The organism is Enterococcus rotai, from assembly GCF_001465345.1.
Classification (GTDB): domain Bacteria; phylum Bacillota; class Bacilli; order Lactobacillales; family Enterococcaceae; genus Enterococcus_L; species Enterococcus_L rotai.
The window spans coordinates 2,767,553-2,788,587 of sequence record NZ_CP013655.1 but is presented as its reverse complement, the minus strand read 5'-3'; the positions used below and the strand labels follow the sequence as shown (position 1 = coordinate 2,788,587).

Genomic DNA, 21,035 nt, shown 5'->3' with positions numbered 1-21,035 from the left:
TCCTGTTGTTTATAGTTTCATCTTACAACTAGATGGTTTAACTTACCACCAAACAGCTCTTACTGACTAATAATAAACACACCAATGATGATCAAAATAACGGCTAGTACTTTGCGAAAAGTCAGCTTTTCCTTAAAAATAAAATAACTAATAATAACTGTCCAAACATAAGTCAAAGAAGTCATAGGAAAGGCAATCGAATAGTCCAAAAATTTTAATAATGCGATATTCGTTACAGCACTTAAAATATATAAAAAGGAACCTAAATAAATCCAACCATTCGTCACGACCCGTTTCAAGGTTAGTTGAGGTAGATCATTCATTCCCTTTTTCAAAGCCAATGCTCCTGCACTACCAGAAAAAGTCGTAATGATCAGGATCGTTAAGATCGCAACATAATTGATCATGTGCTTTCCTCATTTCCTTCAATCCCCAAAAGAATCGAACCTGCAATAATGAAGCCTGTTCCTATTAACTTATACCAAGTAATACTTTCATCTAAAAATAACGCACCCAAAACAATCGATAACGCAAAACCCAAACTCATCATTGGTTGCAAAATCGACACTTCACCATAACGAAAAGCTGCCATCATGAAAAACATCCCAGCTCCTGCCGCTATAAACCCAATAAGATAAAGTAAAATGGCATAACTGCCTGTGCCATCTGCCCCAAATTTCCAAGCTAGCTGACCTAAACTACTGAGTGCTGCAGCAATTAAAATCAATAAAATTCCCAAGCTTAATTTCTGTTGTTTATTTTTTGCATCCATACAATTTCCCCTTCCTAACAATAACGATGAATGAATTCAAAAACAGTCTCAAAATAATGTTCTGGTTCATAAATAAATGAAGACAAATGCGGGGCTTTTTCAACAATCAAACTTTCTTTAACACCCTTCGTCGCTTCCATATTCTCGTAAAGCATTTGGTGTGGCACAAATTTGTCCCCTGTCCCATGGATGAATAAAGTTGGTAACTCATTTTTGGCTAATTGACGAACTGAAGACGCATCTTTCAACGAATAGCCCACTTTCTTTTTAGCTAAAGCATTCGCAATCGTCAAAATCGGAAATGCTGGCAACTTAAATGCCGAACGCAACATAGCCCCAAATTCATTGTAAACAGAGGAATAACCGCAATCCACAACAAATCCTTTAATGTTTTCCGGTAAGTTTTCTCCACTTGTCATCATCACCGTCGCCGCGCCCATTGAACCGCCAAACAAAATAATTTCTGCAGTGGGCTCAATCACGAGTACTTCTTGGATCCATTTTAATAAATCCAAACGATCCAGCCAGCCCATTCCAATCACATTTCCAGTACTTTTTCCATGCGCCTTCAAATCAGGCACGAGGATATTGTATCCTTGTTCAGAAAATTTTGAAGCGACAAATGCCATATCACGCTTGCCAAACGAGCGATAGCCATGAACACAAATCACCCATTTTTTACTTTCAGGATGCGGGATGATCAAACGACTATATAATTTTTCTCCCCCTGTTTCAAGCCAATGATCTTGCGCAAATGCTAATTGCCAAAACGCATCACCTTGTTGAATTTGTTGCTCCTCGATCAGATCATACTGAGACTTCCCTTTATTAAAATTATCTGGATTCATCATTTTATGACCTGTCTCGTCATACCATTTATTGTTTCTAAAAAGTGCGACATTCAAGAAAAAATTAGCCGCATAGACCGAAATTACAATAACCAAAATCACTATAATAACAAAAACGTACAGAACCCACTTCAAACACGACACCTCAATTCTAACAAATTTTTTTATCTATTCTAATTATACTCTTATTTCAGAAAAAAAGTACAAATGCACATAAGTGAACAAAAACCTTTTCCAAAGGGAAAAGGTTTTTGTTTTTTCTATTCACAATCCAGAGAAATTAAATCTTCGTATGTTTCGCGGCGAATAACTAACTTATCCTGTCCATTTTCAACAAAAACAACGGCTGGCTTTAAATTACGGTTATAATTATTTGCCATTGAATAACCATAGGCGCCTGTGCTAGTCATAGCAAATAAATCTTCTGCTACCATCGGCGGTAATTCGATTTCTTTGATCAAGATATCACCGGACTCACAATATTTCCCAACCACTCTTACCGTTTCTGGTGTTTCCGTACTAATTCGATTGGCTAAAAAACCATCATAAAGCGCATCGTATAAAGCAGGACGAATATTATCCCCCATTCCGCCATCAACTGACACATAATGACGTACATCAGGAATCACTTTTTGCGAACCAACTGTGTAAACCGTTGTACCTGCTTCGGCAATAATACTACGGCCTGGTTCAATCCATATTTCTGGAAATGAGTAATTCAATAATTCACATTGACCTTTTACTGCATTCACAATCGCTTTGACAAACGCTTCTGGTTCTAATGGATCATCTGCTTCAGTATATTGCACACCAAAACCGCCACCCATATTTAAAATCTCTACAGTGTAATCAAATTTTTGCTTCCATTGATTTAAAATTAGCATCATTTTTTCTACAGCAGCTAAAAAGCCTTCAGCTGAAAAAATCTGTGAACCAATATGACAGTGGGCACCTTTTAAAATCAAATGCTCATCCGCTAAGATTTTTTCTAGCGCTTCTGTCGCCTGACCACTGTTGACATCGAACCCAAATTTTGAATCTACTTGCCCAGTCAAAATGTACTCATGGGTTTCTGCATCAACACCTGGAGTGATCCGGAACATCACATTTTGCTGCTTCCCAGTTTCTTTCAAAATAGTACTCAATAAGTCAATTTCGTAAAAATTATCAATAATGATCGTTCCTACACCTTGCTCTACAGCGTATAACAATTCTTCTTTCGTCTTATTATTACCATGAAACTCGATATTTTCAGGGGACATACCGCCTTTGATCGCTGTATAGATTTCTCCAGCAGAAACAACATCGCAGCCAAGTTCTTCCTCTTCTAAAAGCTGATACATAGCTAAACAACAAAATGCCTTGCTTGCATAGATAACCTTATTTTTTACTCCTAAAGCGTTAAATGTTTGTTTAAATCCTCGAGCACGCTCTCGGATATGCGCAACGTCGTAAACAAATAAAGGGGTTCCGTATTTCTCGGTTAGACCTACAACGTCACAGCCTCCGATCGTTAAATGATCTTGTTCATTAAATGTTGCTGTTCCAAATAATAGTGGCATCTCTTCACCTTCTTCGATTGATTTATTAAAAATAATAGCACAAAAATGAAAAACTTCCTATCTATTTTTCATGATTTTCACAATATTTTGCAGTAAGTGTGACACGCTTATTCAGTTAACGTCCAATAGTGTATGATAAATTGTCTCACTTAATTCGTTCATCCCATCATATGCTGGCTGATTTGCAAAAAGAATCACCAGATTTTGATTTTTTTGATCGCCATAGATCACGGTATCATACCCTCCTAAATTCCCTTCAGAGTATTTTAAATCATCAAAATAAAACAGCCCAGCTTGGTAGCCTTTTTGCTCAGTACTTGCAAGTTGCGCATATTCCTTTTGCTCAAAAAGTTGACCATTAGCCAAACTTTGAATAAACACCCAGAAATCTTCCGTTGACATATATAAATTCCCAGCTCCTAACAAACTTGAAAAAAGTTTCTCACTTGCTGGAAATGGATCTGCCTGATAGTCCTGTCCCATATAAAAATATGGTTTTGGTAGTGGTTCATTTTTGGGGACTTGATCCCAAAAATAAGTGTGTCTCAATGCTAATTTATTGATCACTCTTTTTTGTACAACCTCTTCATAGGTTTGTCCAGTAAGTTTGGAAATAATCCCCGCCAATAAAGTGTAATTTCCATTTGTATACAAAAATTCCTTATTCGATGTTGTAGATAAGGTATTCAACGCATTTTCTAATTGACTATCTTGATCTGACAAAAGTTCTTCTGGCTCTTTTTCTTCCATAAAAATGCCAGAGTTATGATTAAGTAACTGTTGGATCGTGATCGTCTGACTAAGATCGATTTCAGGGTAGAAATGATCTAATGTGGTATCCAATGTAAGTTGGTCCTCTTTCACTAATTCTAGAATAAGTGAACCCGTAATGATCTTTTGCAAAGAAGCAATTGGATAAAGGCTATCATTTTTATTGGGAACTTTAGTTCGTGCGTCAGCATATCCGTAACTTTGTTGATAAAAAATCTGTCCCTGATGGATAATCAACGCTGTCCCTTGAAAATGAGCTTCTTCGATCAACTGATTAATCGTCTCTTTGCTTTTTGATTCTGAACTAGTAGACGCTTGCTTTTTTGACGAATGTTCTATAAAAAAACCATTTTTCTGTTTAATAAACCAATGACCGATCAACATCACACATAAAACGAGCATCCCCAATGAAACGAACCATTTCCAGCGCAAATTCATCTACTTCACTTCTTTCCCAAATAACTTCTATTAAATTATACCATTTGCTGGAAAAAAAGCAGACTAATAAAACAAAAAGGCACTTAGAATCCTAAAAACGGTTGGAACAGAAGCAACTCCTGCTTACTTCTCGGAGTCAAACACTTCTATCCCAACCTCGTATTCTAGTCTATTGTTTGATTTTATTTTTCTTGCGCAATCGTTAAAATTGCTGCCGGAACTCGATAAGGAGAGCATGAAATATAATCCACACCAATTTTTTTCAGAAAACGAATCGATTGAGGATCTCCCCCAACTTCACCACAAACGCCGATTTTAATTGACGGATCAAAATGTTTGATTTTATCTACCGCGATCCTCATCAAAGCCCCCACTCCTTCTTCATCGATGTGCTGAAATGGATCTTCTTTTAACAATTGTTTCTGTTGATAAGCACCAATAAATTTGCCCGAGTCATCACGTGAAAACCCATAAGTCAACTGAGTTAAATCATTCGTACCAAAACTGAAAAAGTCAGCAACTTCAGCGATTTTTTCAGCAGTTAAACAAGCTCTTGGAATCTCTAGCATTGTCCCGATTTTATAAGAAATTACTTGATTTTTTTCTGAAAAAATAGTTTGAATCGTTTGATCTAAACGCTCTCGTAACCAGCGCATTTCCTCTTGACTACCAATGAGAGGAATCATGATTTCTGGTATGATCGTGAGGTCTTTTCCTTTTTGAGCAACCTCTAATGCACTTTCTATAATGGCGGCTACTTGCATTTCGTAAATCTGAGGGGTCGTAACAGCTAAACGACAGCCTCGATGTCCTAGCATTGGATTTTGTTCATGAAGCTCTTCTATGCGGTGCTTTATTTCCCCTACAGTTCGTTGGGTCGCATCCGCTAAATGGGTTATTTCAGCCTCTGTTTGCGGTAAAAATTCATGCAGAGGCGGATCCAGTAAACGAATCGTACAAGCTTTTCCATTCAATAACGTAAACATTGTTCTAAAATCTTCTTTTTGGAATTCTTTTAGCTGATTCAAAGGCGCCATTAAAGCATCCTCACTTTCAGCAAGAATCATTTTACGCATTTCAAAGATTCGCTCTTCACCGAAAAACATATGCTCTGTCCGTGCCAAACCAATTCCTTCTGCCCCTAATTTCAAAGCAGTTTTGATGTCAGCAGGTGTTTCGGCATTGGCTTTGACACCAATAGTCGCTTCTTCTTTGGCCCAGTTTGTGATTGTTTCTAGCAGTTGCCACTCATCTCCTTCAACATAAGGGATATCACCTCTGTAAATCGTTCCTGTTGTCCCATCTACAGAAACAACGTCTCCTTGATGTAAGGTAATGCCTCCTGCTGTGGCCTGTTCTAAAAATTCATCTACATAAATCTCTTCACAACCTGCGACACAACACACCCCCATGCCGCGAGCTACCACTGCTGCATGAGAGGTCATACCGCCTCTAGAGGTCACGATTGCCTCACTGACCACCATCCCCTCAATATCTTCTGGCGATGTTTCTTGTCGAATCAAAATAACTTTTTCTCCCTGTTCACTTGCTTGTTTTGCACGTTCTGCCGTGAAGTAGATGTTTCCACTCGCAGCCCCAGGACTTGCTGGTAATCCTGTGGCAAACACTTCCGCATTCTTTAACTGATCGAGTTCAAATACAGGATGGAGTAATTGAGTGACCATCGTTGGATTGATGCGTTGAATTGCCTCCGCTTTTGAAATAATCCCCTCTTCAACTAACTGAATACAAACTTTGAAAGCTGATTTAGCGGTTCTCTTTCCATTCCTAGTTTGCAAAAGATACAGCTGACGATTTTCAATCGTAAATTCAATATCTTGCATATCTTTGTAATGACGCTCTAATAAATGACTCAACGTTAAAAATTCCTGATAGACTTCTGGCATCAATGATTCTAGTTTACTGATGGGTTGCGGTGTTCGGATACCAGCTACAACATCTTCTCCTTGAGCATTTAATAAAAACTCTCCAAAAATCCCCTTTTCACCTGTCGCCGGATTTCTAGTGAACGCTACCCCTGTTCCACTATCCAAGCCAAAATTACCAAAAACCATTTCTTGAATATTAACTGCGGTTCCTAAAGAATCACTGATATCGTGCAGCCGGCGGTAAGTGATCGCTCGACGATTGTTCCACGAACGAAAGACTGCCTCGACCGCTAATTGCAATTGCTCATAAGGATCTTGAGGAAAAGCTTGATGAGTTACTTCTAGAAAAATGTTTTTATAAACCGCTACCAATTCCTGCCAATCTTCAGCTTGCATCTCTATATCTGATTGATAGCCTTTCTTTGATTTATAAAAATCCAACTGCTCTTCAAATCGATTTTTGTCAATACCGCAAACAACATCCCCAAACATTTGTAAAAGCCTTCTATAACAATCATAAGCAAAACGAGCATCTCCAGTTTTTTGTGTCAACCCAAGAACGGTTTCGTCATTCAAGCCAAGATTTAAGATTGTATCCATCATACCTGGCATTGAGAATTTTGAACCACTTCGAACTGAAACCAGTAATGGATCAACAGCATCACCTAAGCGCTTCTTCGTTCTTTTTTCCATACTCTCAATGTGTTGTCGAATTTCTAAATTTAGTTCATCTGACATCTGTTCTTTCTGTTTTAAGTAATCCAAACAGGCCTCTGTTGTGATTGTAAAACCTGTTGGTACTGGTAGCTTCAGCTTTGTCATCTCCGCTAAATTGCTCCCTTTACCACCTAATAAATCACTTTGTTCTTTACTTCCTTCAGAAAAATCAATCACATAGTTCACGAGCAAACTCTCCTTCTTGTTTTTTAATAGTGTATCACATTAACTTATTTACGATTATATTGTGTATCACATTGGATGTCAACAAGAATTAGTGTAACTTTTTTTTATTGTTGCTTTATTTTTATAAGAAATATATAATAAATAGTGTGTCACATTTAGAAAGTAGGTCGATAAAATGAAACTTACCTCAAGACAATTAGAGATCATCAAAATCGTCAAGGAAAATGAACCGATCAGCGGTGATAGTATCGCTAAAACATTAGGGTTAAGTCGGGCAACCTTGCGCAGCGATTTAGCTATTTTGACGATGACTGGTTTGCTTGATGCAAGACCAAAAGTCGGCTATTTTTATACAGGCCAAACCATTGAACCATTGCTCTACGAAAAACTGTATAAAAAAACAGTCGAAGATATCATGCTCCCACCGATTCTGATTCATCAAAGTACAACGGTTTATGATGCCGTTACTAATTTATTTATGTATGATGTCGGTTCACTCTATGTAAAAGATGATAATGATGAACTAAATGGTGTCTTATCACGAAAAGACTTATTACGAGCAGCAATTAGTAACCCAAATACAGAAAAAACGCCTGTTGCTATGATCATGAGTCGAATGCCCAACATCATCACGATTACGCGCGACCGCACCATTTTAGAGGCAGGTGGATTATTGATGCAACATAATATTGATACTTTACCTGTTGTTGAGAACGATCAACCGAAAAAAGTCATTGGGAAAGTAACTAAGACTAGGATCATGTCTTATTTTATAAATGCCGGTAATGATATTGAAAAAGAAAATTATTGATCTTCAAAAAAATAAACCTTTAAAAATTAGGAGAGTGTACCATGCAAAAAGACAAAATCAAAATTTATTTAGTATCAGATTCAGTCGGTGAAACCGCTCAAAAAATCATTTCAGCCGTCTCAGCTCAATACCCAAGTATTGATATGAGTGATATTCAGCGCTTCCCATTTATTACAGACGAAGAATTACTGCAACCAATTTTGAGAGATGCTTTACATGATAAAGCTGTTGTTGTTACAACGTTAGTGAATAAGAAACTAGTAAACTTAGTGAAAGACTTTGCCAATAGAACTGGCTTACAATATGTCGACTACATGAGCCCCTTAAGTGAAATCGTTGAAGGGACCTTTGGTGTTCAACCATTACAAGAACCAGGTGCCATCCACAAGTTAAATGAACAATATTTCAGTCGTGTTTCTGCAATTGAATTTGCTGTAAGATACGATGACGGAAAAGATTCGAAAGGCTTTTTAGAAGCTGATTATGTGTTATTAGGCGTTTCCCGTACTTCAAAAACTCCTTTAAGTATGTATATGGCTAACCGTAATCATAAAGTCGCCAACTTACCGTTGATTCCTGAGGTTTCTTTACCTGCCGAATTAGATCAAATCAACCCGAAAAAAATTATTGGTTTGACCACTAGTATGGACAGTTTGATGGACATTCGTAAATCACGGCTACATTCATTAGGGTTAAAAGAAGATTCTGCGTATACAAATGCCGATCGTATTCAAGAAGAATTAGATTATGCAAATAGTGTTTTTGAAAAATACAATGCACTCGTAATCAACGTTGATAAAAAATCCATTGAAGAAACAACAACTATTATTGAAGATTTAGCCCAAAACCAATAGTCAGGAGTCCTCTAGATGAGTAACAGACAATCGAATGAGTTGATTGCCGAAATAATTAATTTAGAAGCGATTTTAAATTTACCAAAAGGAACTGAACATTTTATCAGTGACCTTCATGGTGAGTTTGATGCGTTCAATCATATTTTACGAAATGGTTCTGGAAGTATTCGTGATAAAGTCCATACTCTTTTTAACCAAGAACTTTCCGCTGAACAAATGGATGAACTATGCTTTTTGATTTATTACCCTGAAGAAAAAATTCACTCTTTAAAACGACAGCAAGAATTAACGCAACAGTGGTGGTATGAAACAATCGAACATTTATTGGTGATTGTCCGCTTTTCATCAAGCAAATATACTCGCTCTAAAGTTCGTAAAGCCTTACCTAAAACATATGCCTATATATTAGAGGAATTGATTTATCAATATGATGAAACAACTAATAAAAAAGCCTATTATCGGCAAATCATCAAAAAAATTATCGAACTGAACGAAGCGGAACGGTTTATCGCTGATTTAGCCTATTTAACGCAACGATTTGTGATCGATCATCTTCATGTAATTGGTGATATTTATGATCGTGGGCCTCATCCTGATAAAATCATGGATTCTTTGATGACGTATCATTCGCTTGATATCCAATGGGGAAATCACGACATTATTTGGTTAGGAGCGGTCAGTGGCTCAAAAGCTTGTTTGGCGAATGTCCTGCGGATTTGCGCTCGTTATGGGAACCTTGATCTTTTGGAAGAAGCCTACGAAATTGATTTACATCGATTAAGATCCTTCAGTCGCAAAACCTATCAAGAAAATATGCATTTTAGGCCAAAGCAAAATCCTTATCAACAACTAACAACGACTGAAAAGATAGATGCCATGAAAATGCAACAAGCGATGGCGATCATTCAAGAAAAACTAGAAGGCCAAGTTATTCAAAGACGACCCGAATTTAATATGGTGCACAGACGATTACTCGATAAAATCCAAGGAAATCAAATCGTGATCGAGGGCCTCTCTTACCAACTGATCAATCCTTGTTTTCAAACGATCAACTGGGACGATCCTTATCAGCTATCTGCAGAAGAAGAGTTGATTGTAAATGATCTACTAGAGCAATTCCAGCATTCTCAAAAATTGAATCAGCATATGGCTTTTTTACTGGAAAAAGGCTCTCTGTATCTTTCTTATAACCATAATTTATTGATTCATGGCTGTATGCCACTTAATGAAGACGGTTCATTTCAAGCAGTTACTTTTAACGATCAAGACTATGCTGGCAAAGACTTACTTGATTTTTTTGAATTAAACATCAGAAAAGCCTTTGATCGGCCATGGCAAACAGATGATTTTTCAACAGATGTTATCTGGTATCTTTGGTGTGGTGAACGCTCTTCCCTCTTTGGTAAAAATGCCATGAAAACATTTGAGCGCTATTTTATTAAAGAACCTAGCACCCATATTGAAATAAAAAATGCCTATTACAAATTAAGAAACGACGCGAACATTTGCCAGCAGATTTTACTGACCTTTGGACTTGATCAGCCAGATGCTCATATCATTAACGGACATACTCCAGTGAAATTGATCAAAGGGGAATCACCAATCAAAGCGGATGGGAAAATGATCGTAATTGACGGCGGCTTTTCTCGTGCCTATCAGAAAGTGACAGGCATTGCTGGTTATACGCTTTTATATAATTCTTTTGGTATGCAGCTTGCTGCTCATAAACCATTTTCTGATCAAGAAACAGCGATCAAAAACAATGATGATATTGTTTCTACTCGTCAAATCGTTGATCGCCAAGTAAATCGCCTACAAGTTAGAGATACAACAATTGGTTTGTCTTTACTGCAGGACACTGCTCAACTGAAAGAACAGTTAGAAAATCACACCAAATTTTCTTCTACTTAAAAGTAAAAACTAAGACGTTGATGATCTTTCGTCTTAGTTTTTTTAATTGTCTCTGATAATGATTTATCGTTACCTCAAAAGAGTGATGTTTATCTAAATAAACGATCACCTTCCCCTTAGCTCTTTTTTCATCTACCTTTAACCAACCTTGCAAATCTACAAAAAAAATGATTAAATGGTTGTGGTCGTATTTTTTGCTTAAGCTATTAATAGGATCCATCATCTGATTTTTTGGGAAAGGATCGAAAGTTCGTTGGAAAAACAGAAAATGACTCTATACGGGATGATTTTCTCGATTTGTTTCTTTTTGATCGTATCGTTCTTTTTTTCTACTCATACAGTAGACTATGCAAACGAAACAGAGACAAGCGGGAAAAACAATGTACCAGTCAAAAAAATAGCTTCCGCACCTGTTAAGGATACGGAACCAAGTGACGAAGAAAGTCCGGAACTTATGGCTTTTTATCATAAAATAGAGCAAACAATGACAGCTACTGTAAAAAGCTTCAATGGTGATGTCGGCGTAACTTATGTAGATTTGACAACAGGAAAGCAGCTTTCCGTCAATGGGACAAAAGAATTTTACAGTGCAAGTACAATCAAAGTGCCTTTAGCTATGATGATTGCGGATAAAGTCCAGGCTGGTAATTTAAAATGGGATGATCAGCTGACTTTTAATGAAAAAGAAGATTATGAAGATGGCACTGGGATCATTATAAATAATATTCAACCCAGCTATTCCTTAAGAACTTTACAGGAATATAGTATTACCTATTCAGATAATATCGCCAAAAATATGTTATATGATACATTTGGTGGCGATGTTGCAGCTAAGAAAGCACTATATGCTCATTTTCTACAAAAGGAAACTGATTGGGATGACGCAAAATTCACTTCTGAAGATGCTGCTAAAATCCTTAAAATCTTGTTTGAAGAAAAATCTTCAAACCAAGAGTATCAGACTATTTATAACTATATGAAAAACACAGTGTTCCATGAACGGATGGAAACACCTACGACTTCAGGTAAAGTGGCGCATAAAATCGGCTCTTACGCAGGTTTTCTACATGATATCGGGATCTTAGAAACAGAACATCCTTTTATTCTAACCGTCTTTACAAACGGAGAAACAGATGCTGGTATTCCATTTATTTCAACACTTACAGATCAATTATGGACTGTTCAAAGTAACGAGTATCCAAAAAAATAGAGCCGAGATAACATCAATCGTTATCTTTGCTCTATTTTTAGTTTGCTCAAGTATTACTGCCCATATTTTTGATCTTGATCAAGCGAGTGATTTCACTTCGCTCATTTTCTTCCAATTTCATCTGAATATAATAAATTGTTTCTTCTAATTGAGGAATCGTCATATACTCTAAGGCGTTAACTCGTCGACGGGTTTTCTCGATTTCTTCTGACATCAGCTGACAAGTTTTTTCAACTTCTGCTAATTCCAGCAACTTCGGTAAAATGGTTGAAATTTTATCAAATGCACCATCTAGTTCAGCGTTTGAATTAAGGTACCCATAATTTAATGGCGCATTTACGATGCTCTCATCATAATGAAAGTTCATAATCGGAACTGTCACACTCATGATATTTTTTTCGATTACGTCAAGTGAGACATCATTCGCTGGAACAGCAACTAATTCCTCGATAAATGCTTCGTTCAAGGTTGCATTCGCTAAAACAAAGCTAGAGAGTGCTGTTGTCAATTCGTGTTCTACATCAATTCTGAGTTGATTATTTTTTTTAACCAGCAAAATAAAGCGACGCATCAATTCATCTTGTTTGTCTTTTAATAGTTTGTGCCCTCTAGTTGCGGTCCCCAACTGCTTTTTTAAACGAGAGAGTTCCATTCGAGTAGGATTCACATTTAAACGTGCCATTTACGATCACTCTCCTTCAGTCAAGTATTCGTCTAGCATATCATCTTTGATTCGTTTTAATTCCGTTCTTGGCAGCATTGATAATAACTCCCAACCTAAATCCAGCGTTTCATCGATCGAGCGATTTGTGTAAAATCCTTGATTGACATATTCCTTTTCAAATCGATCTGCAAATTTCGCATAGATTTTGTCAACATCAGATAACGCTGATTCGCCCAGCACGACAGCCAACTCTTTTGCTTGTTTTCCTTGCGCATAAGCCGCAAACAATTGATTCATTGTTGGTGCGTGATCGATTCTTGTTTTTCCTTCTCCAGTTCCTTTATCCTTTAAGCGAGACAATGAAGGCAAGACATCAATCGGTGGTTGAATGCCACTTTTATATAGTTCTCTAGATAATATGATTTGTCCCTCAGTAATATAACCAGTCAAATCGGGAATCGGATGTGTTTTATCGTCTTCTGGCATGGTCAAAATTGGAATTTGAGTTACAGATCCTTTTAACCCACGAATACGCCCAGCACGTTCATATAACGTAGCCAAATTCGTATAAAGATAACCTGGGTAGCCACGACGCCCTGGTACTTCTCGGCGTGCTGCTGAAATTTCCCGCAACGCTTCGCAATAATTGGTCATATCGGTCATGATTACCAAGACATGCATCCCTTTTTCATAAGCTAAATATTCAGCTGCTGTCAGCGCCATTCTTGGCGTTGCAATTCGCTCGATGGCCGGATCATTCGCTAAGTTCATAAACATCACCGAACGATCAATCGCTCCAGTCTGTCTGAAATCTTCCATGAAAAATTCTGCTTCTTCAAACGTAATCCCAATCGCAGCAAATACAACAGCAAATTCTTCATCACTATTTAGAACATTTGCTTGACGAGCGATTTGAGCAGCTAATTCTTTATGAGGTAAACCTGAACCAGAAAATACGGGTAACTTTTGGCCACGGACCAACGTATTCAAGTGATCAATGGCAGATATTCCTGTTTGAATAAACTCATCCGGATAATCTCTTGCAACAGGGTTGATGACTTCCCCATTAATATCAACCATTTTCTCTGGTAAAATTTCTGGTCCGTTATCTTTTGGCCGACCTAAACCATCGAATATACGTCCAACCATATCTTCGGAAACACCTAATTCCAAAGGATGTCCTAGAAAACGAACTTTAGAATCTCGAAGATTGATACCACTAGTTCCTTCAAAAATCTGAACCATCGCTTTATCTCCATTGATTTCCAACACTTGGCCACGACGAATTTCCCCATTTTGCATCCGCACTTCGATCAGTTCTTCATATTTGACCCCTTCGACTTTTTCAACGATCATCAAGGGACCAACAACTTCATTGATCGTACGATATTCTTTAATCATTAGTGATCCCTCCATCTGCAACAATTTGTTTTAAGGTTCCTTTTATTTCGTCTACTAAGCCATCTAAGCGATCAATCTGTTCTTCTGGCAAATATTTGCTTCTAGCGATTTGATCTCTTAAACTAACCGTTCCAGTCATGATCTCAGATAAATAAGCCCCTAAAGTTAAAGCTGTTTGGCCTTCTTGATAGAATGTTAAAATCAAGCGTAGCATTTTGTACTGTTTTTCTCTTGAGGTAAACGTATCAACCTCATCAAAGGCATTTTGTTGTAAGTAATCTTCGCGAATAGATTTAGCTACTTCTAATGTTAAACGGTCTTTATCAGATAAAGAATCAATTCCGACGAGTCGAACGATTTCTTCTAATTGTGACTCTTCTTGTAAAATTCGCATCCCTTCTCTCACCATCTCAGACCATTCGACTTGTAGCTGCTGATCTAAGTATTTACCGACTTCTGAATCATACAAAGAATAACTTTGTAGCCAGTTGATTGATGGAAAATGACGTTTTTGCGCTAATGTTGCATCTAGCCCCCAGAAAACTTTCACTACTCGTAATGTATTTTGAGTAACAGGTTCTGAGATATCTCCACCTGATGGAGAAACTGCACTTATTGCTGTAATACTTCCTTCACGATGATCTTTCCCTAATGCCACGACTTGTCCAGCTCGTTCATAATATTCAGCTAAACGACTGCCTAGATAAGCAGGATACCCTTCATCTCCAGGCATTTCTTCTAAGCGTCCACTCATCTCACGTAGTGCTTCAGCCCAACGAGAAGTTGAATCTGCCATGATTGCTACAGAATAGCCCATATCCCGGAAGTATTCTGCTATTGTGATTCCTGTATAGATTGATGCTTCACGTGCCGCTACGGGCATATTAGAGGTATTTGCAATCAAAACAGTTCGTTCCATAACAGATTCCCCAGTATTTGGATCAATTAATTCAGGGAATTCATTCAATACATCGGTCATTTCATTTCCACGCTCACCACAACCGACGTAAACCACTAAATCAACATCTGCCCATTTCGCGATTTGATGCTGTACCACAGTTTTCCCTGCACCAAAAGGACCAGGAACCGCTGCGGCTCCTCCTTTGGTTACTGGAAAGAAGGTATCAATCACTCGTTGCCCCGTTAATAATGGGACATCTGGATTTAATTTTTCTAAAATTGGACGACTACGTCTAACGGGCCATTTTTGCATCATCGTAAATTCTTTTTCTCCCGTTGCCGTTTCAATGATATAGACTGTTTCTTCAATTGTAAATTCACCTTGTTTTACTTCTTTTACCGTTCCATTAACACCAAAAGGAACCATGATCTTATGCGGGATCACTTTAGTTTCTTGAACTAAACCGATAATATCTCCCGTCGATACTTCATCGCCTACAGAAACAGTTGGTTCAAACAGCCATTTTTTGGTTCTATCCAAGGCTGGAATCTGAACCCCTCTGCTTAAAAAATTGCTTTCTGTTACCTCAGCAAAGGTATCTAACGGACGTTGGATACCATCAAACATCTCTGAGATCAAACCCGGCGCCAATTCCACCGATAAAGCTTCACCGGTTGTTACTACCGGCTCACCCGGTCCTATTCCTGTTGTTTCTTCATATACTTGAATCGACGCGACATCTCCCCGCATCTCAATAATCTCTCCAATAACACCCAGTTCCCCTACATGACAAATATCCTGAATACTCGCATCAGACATATTTTCAGCCATAACTAAAGGACCAGATACTTTAATAATTCGACCAGTTTGCAAAATCATTCCTCCTATTCAGAAAAGCTGAACGAACCCGTTTAGCTTTTGAGCAAATTAGGAAAATACGACTGAGGCGTTTTTTTGCCTCATTCTTATTTTATCTATTTGCCGAAAAAGCTGGTTCGTGAAGCTAGATCAAATGTAAAGCTGAACAGACTCACTCAGCACTGACAGAAAAATAGGAAAATACGATTGAGGTGTTTTTTACCTCACTCTTATTTTATCTTTTCCTCGAAGTGCTAGCTTCTATTTAAAAAACTTCTTTTAAAGCTTCTCAATTGTTTACAATATATTTTGTCCAACCGCTCTTTCAACATTATCTTGAATTTCTTTCAAACCAATTCCCTTTGTTCCATTATGACTTGGAATCAAGATAATCGCTGGCGTTACTTCACTTTTATAGCGCTCAATTGTTTCAGCAACAAGTTCAGAAGCATCCTCGGTAATAAAAATAACCCCAAAATTATTTTTTGCCATTGATTCGATCGTTTCTCTAACTTGTTTTGATGAAGCGGCGTACACTACCTCAAAACCAAACAATTTGAAAGGCATAACAGAATCTCTATCACCGATCACACCGATCTTATACGTCATTCTGTCATTCGCATCCTTTCTCTTACTATTTCTATCGGAAAATTACTTCTCTTACTGACTAAAAGCAAGCGTAAATTCTTCCACTCTACTTCCTTTGCATTTAGAAAAGCCAATAGTGGTAATGGACCAAATGCCATCGTTTTAGCCTTATCATATAAGCTTGTTAAATAATCATCTTTAACCTTTTCAAAAGCAACTAAATCCATCTCTTTTGTTTTGGCAGAAACAATTGGTAATACTAAGCCGCCGTATACCGTAGTCAATACAAAATCAGTAAAACTGGCTAATGTCTGCTCTGTATAGTCTAAAAAGCGTACTTTGCTTATACTTCCTGAGCTAGACAGCACTGTAGATAAAAAATTTTCGTGCTGTCCTTGAATAATTCCTCTCGCCATTGTAGAAATGTTTGTTAGATCAATAAAAGCCGTAACTTCAGCTAAGATATTTTGATCATTCAATGCTTCAGCTAAGTATTTTTGAAATGTTAGAAAATTGCGATCATAAATAATATCAATCGCTTGTAACGTAGTAGATTCTTGAAAATAGTCTAAAACTTCCAAAATCGCATTCATCAATGGTTGCGGCAATTCAGTAGAAACTCTTGTTCGAATCGCACTTTTTAGCGTCTCGATAGAATAACGCCCATCCTCAATAAATAAATGATCCAGATTTTTCCCTGTCAGTTCTGCTTTTGTCAGGACTTTCAAGTTATGAAAAGTCGCTCTTGATGTGTAAATAGTGATAACCTCAGGCTCTGGTGCCATTTCATACAGCCATTCATATAATTTTCCTTTTTCTTTTGAATAGATGTATTCAAAGGTTTCAGTAAAATCTGATGTCATATAAGGACCATATACTGTATTTTTTAAAATTTCTTTGAGTTCATTTGTACTTTTGGCATTTAACAATTGCTCGTATTGTGCATTACTCAAAAGTTCTGTTTCTTTAAGGCGAACCAAAGGATTGATTTGATTGTATGCAGTCTCTTTCATCCTGTTCCTCCTAACCTAAAATATGAACGAGCTAGTCTGTAAATTCAGCTACTACTAACAGCGTCTCAGATTGTTTCCTCCAAATAAACACTGCTTACTGAAACAACATTTCCGCAATGCTGAAGCTTTCCATTTTTTTTACTTCTTGAACTAAACTTGAAAATAAAAAGTTATATTCAATGCCCTCTTTAGCAATAATAAACCCGCCTACATTTGGTAAAAACTCGTCTTCTAAACGTAACTTCAATTTTTCAGTTGAATGCTCAGACAACCACTGACTCGATAATTTTACTTTAGAAAGTTCGCCTAATTTCAAATTGGCTTCTCCTTCAAGTGGTAACTGAGAAATGATTTGTTCCACGAAGCGTTGAAATTCAATTGGGTTCCATTGATTCATTCGTTCAACGGACTCTGAAAAAAGTCGTTCTAGATAGTCTTGTTTTTGATTTAATGTTGCTTGTTTGATTTCTAATTGTTGCCGATTTTCCTTTTGTTTAAAGGCTTTGTTCGTTTGTTCTTGATTTTTTTCAATCATCTTACTTTCTTGTAACAGTAATGCCTCTTCCTGTTCTTGGTATTCTCGATCAATTCGATCCGTTTCTGCTTTCTTTAAAGCTGAAACTTCCTGTTGACCTTTTTCTAGAATTTGTTCGATAATTTTTTCGATTGCATCCATTTTTTTCCTCCTAAATTAAAAAGCGTAGCGGCTCGTTTCGTCTCGTAGAAAAATAGGGGGATATGTTTGTGACGCTTTTTGTCATAGGCAGATTTTTCTTTTTCCCGAGAGGATAGCCCGTTTAGCTGGATTATTTCACATTTAGAACAAGTAAGAATGAGATAACAAACCCAAGAATAGCGTATGTTTCAACCATGGCAGCGTAAATGATTCCTTTGGTTGCATGCTCAGGTTTTTTCGCTAATATTTGAATACCTGCTGCTGCAACACGTCCTTGAGCAATCCCTGAAAATAATCCAGCAAAGGCGATCGGTAATGATGCAACAAAATAGTCTAACCCTTGCACCATTGTCATATCATTGCTCAAATTGATAAAAATCAAAAAGGCAATAACGAATCCGTATAATCCTTGCGTTCCGGGTAGCAATTGTAAAATCAACGCTTGACCAAATTTTTCAGGTTGCTCTGTCGTTAATGCTGCTGCAGCTTCCCCTGTAAACCCAACCCCTTTTGCTGAACCAATTCCTGCTAAAATAGTTGCCATTGCCATTCCCAACACTGCAAAAAGAATTCCACCATTATTATTAATTAAGTAATCTATCATATTATTATTCCTCCACTATTCTTTTACTTTTTGATTTTTTTCAATATTCATGTACTTCTCTTCTGTTTTTAACGGTTTGAATGCACGTCCTCCACCAGTATAAAATTTCCCGAAAAATTCGACATATTGTAAACGAGCACCATGGACATATGCACTTAGTAAACTTAAAAATAGATTCAACGCATGTAACGCAATAATCAATATAATCCCAACAGTAAACCTAGCTATAGGTGGCATAAAGGCTACTAACATATTAAATGCGGCAGCAATACTTCCACCTGAAATTCCCAGAGCCATCAAACGAGTATAACTAACCAAATCACCAATATAACTAGTCAATCCATATAACCCATAAAGACCCTTTGCTAGACCTTTAACTTTTGACTTAGTTTGGATGATCGGTACGATGACAATCGATAACGCAGAGATAATCGCCACTACGATTCCAGTTGTAACTAGTCCGTCATTACTAAATAACAACATCCCCAAAACAATAATCAAAATCCCGATTAAGAGACCTTGCCACGCAAAACTTTCGCTGATGCTATCCAAATAGCGTTTACGTTTAGTCAATTCGATTCCGTTGACCATCAATCCAGTTAACAACTGGATAAATCCAAAAACAACAGATAAAATCAAAATCGTATTGACATCCTCAGTTGTTGATAAAATGGGAAACGGTAGCTGAATGCCGAGGAATACTTTTGGCAAAGCCGCACCAAAAATCGAGCCATAAATAAATCCCCAAATCACCGTTGGAAATGATAAGATTAAAAAGAATTTAGCAAATCGCTTCATCCCTCGCGGTAAAATCATTAATCGAAGCGCAAGTAAAGCACCTAGTAACATCAGTAAGCCATATCCAATATCAGCGACCATCATGCCGAAAAATACCATATAAAAAGGGGTCATGATCGGTGTTGGATCAATCTCATCATATTTTGGTAAACTATACATTTCGGTCAACATCTCAAAAGGAGCGACCACAGAATTATTTTTAAGCTTCACGGGTATATCTGTTTGAATTTCTTGCTCTGTTGGCTGATCGAACGCTATATATACTTCATCAGTTGGCAGTACAGTTTGTAAGGAACGTTTCTCATCAATTGGAATCCAACCTTGCATGATGAAAAAATAAGAAGTATTTAGCAACTGTTTTTTTGCTTCTTCACGATGGATATATGCATACGTCATCTCTTCAGCTAAGTACAGTTCTTCTAAATGTTCCCGATATGAAGCTAGTTTGAGTTTCAACGTTTTTTCTTCCGTAACAAGCTCAGCTAACTCTTCCTTATTTCGTTGGTAAGCTTCTTTAGGCAAAATAGCATAAGGGTAACTAAATGGATCAAAACTATACTTGGTCGTAATCTCACTTACTTCTTCTGCCTGATTTTTTAAAAATACTAAGCTGTAGTAGACATGGTGTTCGCTATGATAAACTTCTTCTATATAAATAGAATCAAGATTTTTTAACTCCGTTACAAACAAGGTTTGATTCGCTGAATTGATCGATCCAAGTAGAAGTTCAGCATTTTCCATAGCATTTTTGTGTGGAATGATATCTAAATACTGCCAACGAGCTAACCATTTTTCTTTCGCTAAAAGTTCTTTTCTCGTTGTTTCAAGTGATGCCAAACTATTTTTTACTGCATTGATTTCGTTTAAATACCCACTTATTATCGCTTCATTAAATCCTTCTTCCAAGGAACGTAAGGTACGTACTTGTCTTTTGATGGGTTTCTTTTTTGAAGGATTCTCAGCAAATCTTTCAATGAAGATCAACGCCTCTTGAATCTCTGTCAACATCGTTTGAAATTGCTTTTTTTGGCGTTCATCGCTTTCTAATAACGTTGAAGCAAAATGCTTTTCGATGTAAGAGCTATCTACATTTGAATGAAAAAAATCTTTGATCTCAATAGTCTGTAACCCCTGAATTGCTTGAAGAATTGTTTCTTCCTGTTCAGAAGCTGCTATGATCGTCATTTTTTCCATCTTATTGACTGCCATAGATTTTTTTCACCCTTTCTATTACGTAATCAATGATAGAGTCTTTGTTTTTTTCGTATTTTTCTTTGAACTCCTGTGTTTGTTCTGCTGCGTCACTCAACAAAATATCTTTTTGTTTTTGAAGTTGTTCATTCTTTTGGGTTTCTACTGTTTGAAGCAAATCTGTTATTTTTTCTTGACTTTCCGCTTTTTTTTGTTTGAATTCTTCCGCTTTTTTTTGCTCATACGCACTCACTTCTGCTTTCGCTGTTTGCCGCATTTTTTCTACATTTTCTTCTGCTTCACGAATCTTATTCAATGCTTCTAAAACCAATTTTCTCCCCCCTATCATTTGTCTTGATCTTATTCAACCTT

General features: G+C 37.2%; 19 protein-coding genes. 4 read left to right on the top strand and 15 right to left on the bottom strand.

Annotated features, from left to right (window positions below):
- Window positions 1-59: 59 nt before the first annotated feature.
- From ATZ35_RS12305 to ppdK, 6 genes are all read right to left on the bottom strand, one after another.
- Window positions 60-407: an EamA family transporter gene (locus ATZ35_RS12305; RefSeq protein WP_208927494.1), complete on the bottom strand. Its 348-nt coding sequence runs from the start codon at window positions 405-407 to the stop codon at window positions 60-62.
- Complete coding sequence (locus ATZ35_RS12300; RefSeq protein ID WP_208927493.1) at window positions 404-772, bottom strand: EamA family transporter; 369 nt, start codon at window positions 770-772, stop codon at window positions 404-406. The genes ATZ35_RS12305 and ATZ35_RS12300 overlap by 4 nt, the downstream gene beginning before the upstream one ends.
- Before the next feature lie 14 nt (window positions 773-786).
- The gene (locus ATZ35_RS12295) at window positions 787-1,755 is read right to left on the bottom strand and encodes an alpha/beta hydrolase (protein WP_208927492.1); all 969 of its coding nucleotides are present in this window, start codon (window positions 1,753-1,755) and stop codon (window positions 787-789) included.
- 125 nt (window positions 1,756-1,880) lie between these two features.
- Window positions 1,881-3,182, bottom strand: a complete 1,302-nt coding sequence (gene lysA / locus ATZ35_RS12290; protein ID WP_208927491.1) for a diaminopimelate decarboxylase — start codon at window positions 3,180-3,182, stop codon at window positions 1,881-1,883.
- 111 nt (window positions 3,183-3,293) lie between these two features.
- Window positions 3,294-4,391 (bottom strand): serine hydrolase domain-containing protein, encoded by a 1,098-nt coding sequence (locus tag ATZ35_RS12285; RefSeq protein WP_208927490.1) that lies wholly within the window; start codon window positions 4,389-4,391, stop codon window positions 3,294-3,296.
- A gap of 182 nt (window positions 4,392-4,573) precedes the next feature.
- The gene (gene ppdK, locus ATZ35_RS12280; RefSeq protein WP_208927489.1) at window positions 4,574-7,183 is read right to left on the bottom strand and encodes a pyruvate, phosphate dikinase; all 2,610 of its coding nucleotides are present in this window, start codon (window positions 7,181-7,183) and stop codon (window positions 4,574-4,576) included.
- A 175-nt stretch (window positions 7,184-7,358) separates the two neighbouring features.
- Between ppdK and ccpN the strand changes: the two genes are divergently transcribed.
- The 4 genes from ccpN (at window position 7,359) to ATZ35_RS12260 (ending at window position 11,969) form a co-directional block, all read left to right on the top strand.
- Window positions 7,359-7,994, top strand: a complete 636-nt coding sequence (ccpN, locus tag ATZ35_RS12275) for a transcriptional regulator CcpN (protein ID WP_208927488.1) — start codon at window positions 7,359-7,361, stop codon at window positions 7,992-7,994.
- 41 nt (window positions 7,995-8,035) lie between these two features.
- Window positions 8,036-8,848 (top strand): pyruvate, water dikinase regulatory protein, encoded by an 813-nt coding sequence (locus tag ATZ35_RS12270; protein WP_208927487.1) that lies wholly within the window; start codon window positions 8,036-8,038, stop codon window positions 8,846-8,848.
- 15 nt (window positions 8,849-8,863) lie between these two features.
- The gene (locus ATZ35_RS12265) at window positions 8,864-10,759 is read left to right on the top strand and encodes a fructose-1,6-bisphosphatase (protein WP_208927486.1); all 1,896 of its coding nucleotides are present in this window, start codon (window positions 8,864-8,866) and stop codon (window positions 10,757-10,759) included.
- A 253-nt stretch (window positions 10,760-11,012) separates the two neighbouring features.
- On the top strand, window positions 11,013-11,969 hold the full coding sequence (locus tag ATZ35_RS12260) for a serine hydrolase (RefSeq protein WP_244148162.1): 957 nt from the start codon (window positions 11,013-11,015) through the stop codon (window positions 11,967-11,969).
- 46 nt (window positions 11,970-12,015) lie between these two features.
- Here the strand turns inward: ATZ35_RS12260 and ATZ35_RS12255 are convergent, their stop codons facing one another.
- From ATZ35_RS12255 to ATZ35_RS12215, 9 genes are all read right to left on the bottom strand, one after another.
- The gene (locus ATZ35_RS12255; RefSeq protein WP_208927485.1) at window positions 12,016-12,651 is read right to left on the bottom strand and encodes a V-type ATP synthase subunit D; all 636 of its coding nucleotides are present in this window, start codon (window positions 12,649-12,651) and stop codon (window positions 12,016-12,018) included.
- Window positions 12,652-12,657: 6 nt separating this feature from the next.
- Window positions 12,658-14,034: a V-type ATP synthase subunit B gene (locus ATZ35_RS12250; RefSeq protein ID WP_069639671.1), complete on the bottom strand. Its 1,377-nt coding sequence runs from the start codon at window positions 14,032-14,034 to the stop codon at window positions 12,658-12,660.
- On the bottom strand, window positions 14,027-15,808 hold the full coding sequence (locus ATZ35_RS12245; RefSeq protein ID WP_208927484.1) for a V-type ATP synthase subunit A: 1,782 nt from the start codon (window positions 15,806-15,808) through the stop codon (window positions 14,027-14,029). The genes ATZ35_RS12250 and ATZ35_RS12245 overlap by 8 nt, the downstream gene beginning before the upstream one ends.
- 282 nt (window positions 15,809-16,090) lie before the next feature.
- On the bottom strand, window positions 16,091-16,402 hold the full coding sequence (locus ATZ35_RS12240) for a V-type ATP synthase subunit F (protein WP_208927483.1): 312 nt from the start codon (window positions 16,400-16,402) through the stop codon (window positions 16,091-16,093).
- Window positions 16,399-17,394, bottom strand: a complete 996-nt coding sequence (locus tag ATZ35_RS12235) for a V-type ATPase subunit (RefSeq protein WP_208927482.1) — start codon at window positions 17,392-17,394, stop codon at window positions 16,399-16,401. Before ATZ35_RS12235 ends, ATZ35_RS12240 begins: the two co-directional genes overlap by 4 nt.
- Window positions 17,395-17,488: 94 nt before the next feature.
- Window positions 17,489-18,070, bottom strand: coding sequence for a hypothetical protein (locus ATZ35_RS12230; RefSeq protein WP_208927481.1), 582 nt, complete (start codon window positions 18,068-18,070; stop codon window positions 17,489-17,491).
- A 130-nt stretch (window positions 18,071-18,200) separates the two neighbouring features.
- Window positions 18,201-18,674 (bottom strand): V-type ATP synthase subunit K, encoded by a 474-nt coding sequence (locus ATZ35_RS12225; protein ID WP_208927480.1) that lies wholly within the window; start codon window positions 18,672-18,674, stop codon window positions 18,201-18,203.
- 15 nt (window positions 18,675-18,689) lie between these two features.
- Window positions 18,690-20,681, bottom strand: a complete 1,992-nt coding sequence (locus ATZ35_RS12220; protein ID WP_208927479.1) for a V-type ATP synthase subunit I — start codon at window positions 20,679-20,681, stop codon at window positions 18,690-18,692.
- The gene (locus ATZ35_RS12215) at window positions 20,668-20,994 is read right to left on the bottom strand and encodes a hypothetical protein (protein WP_208927478.1); all 327 of its coding nucleotides are present in this window, start codon (window positions 20,992-20,994) and stop codon (window positions 20,668-20,670) included. The genes ATZ35_RS12220 and ATZ35_RS12215 overlap by 14 nt, the downstream gene beginning before the upstream one ends.
- Window positions 20,995-21,035: the final 41 nt, after the last annotated feature.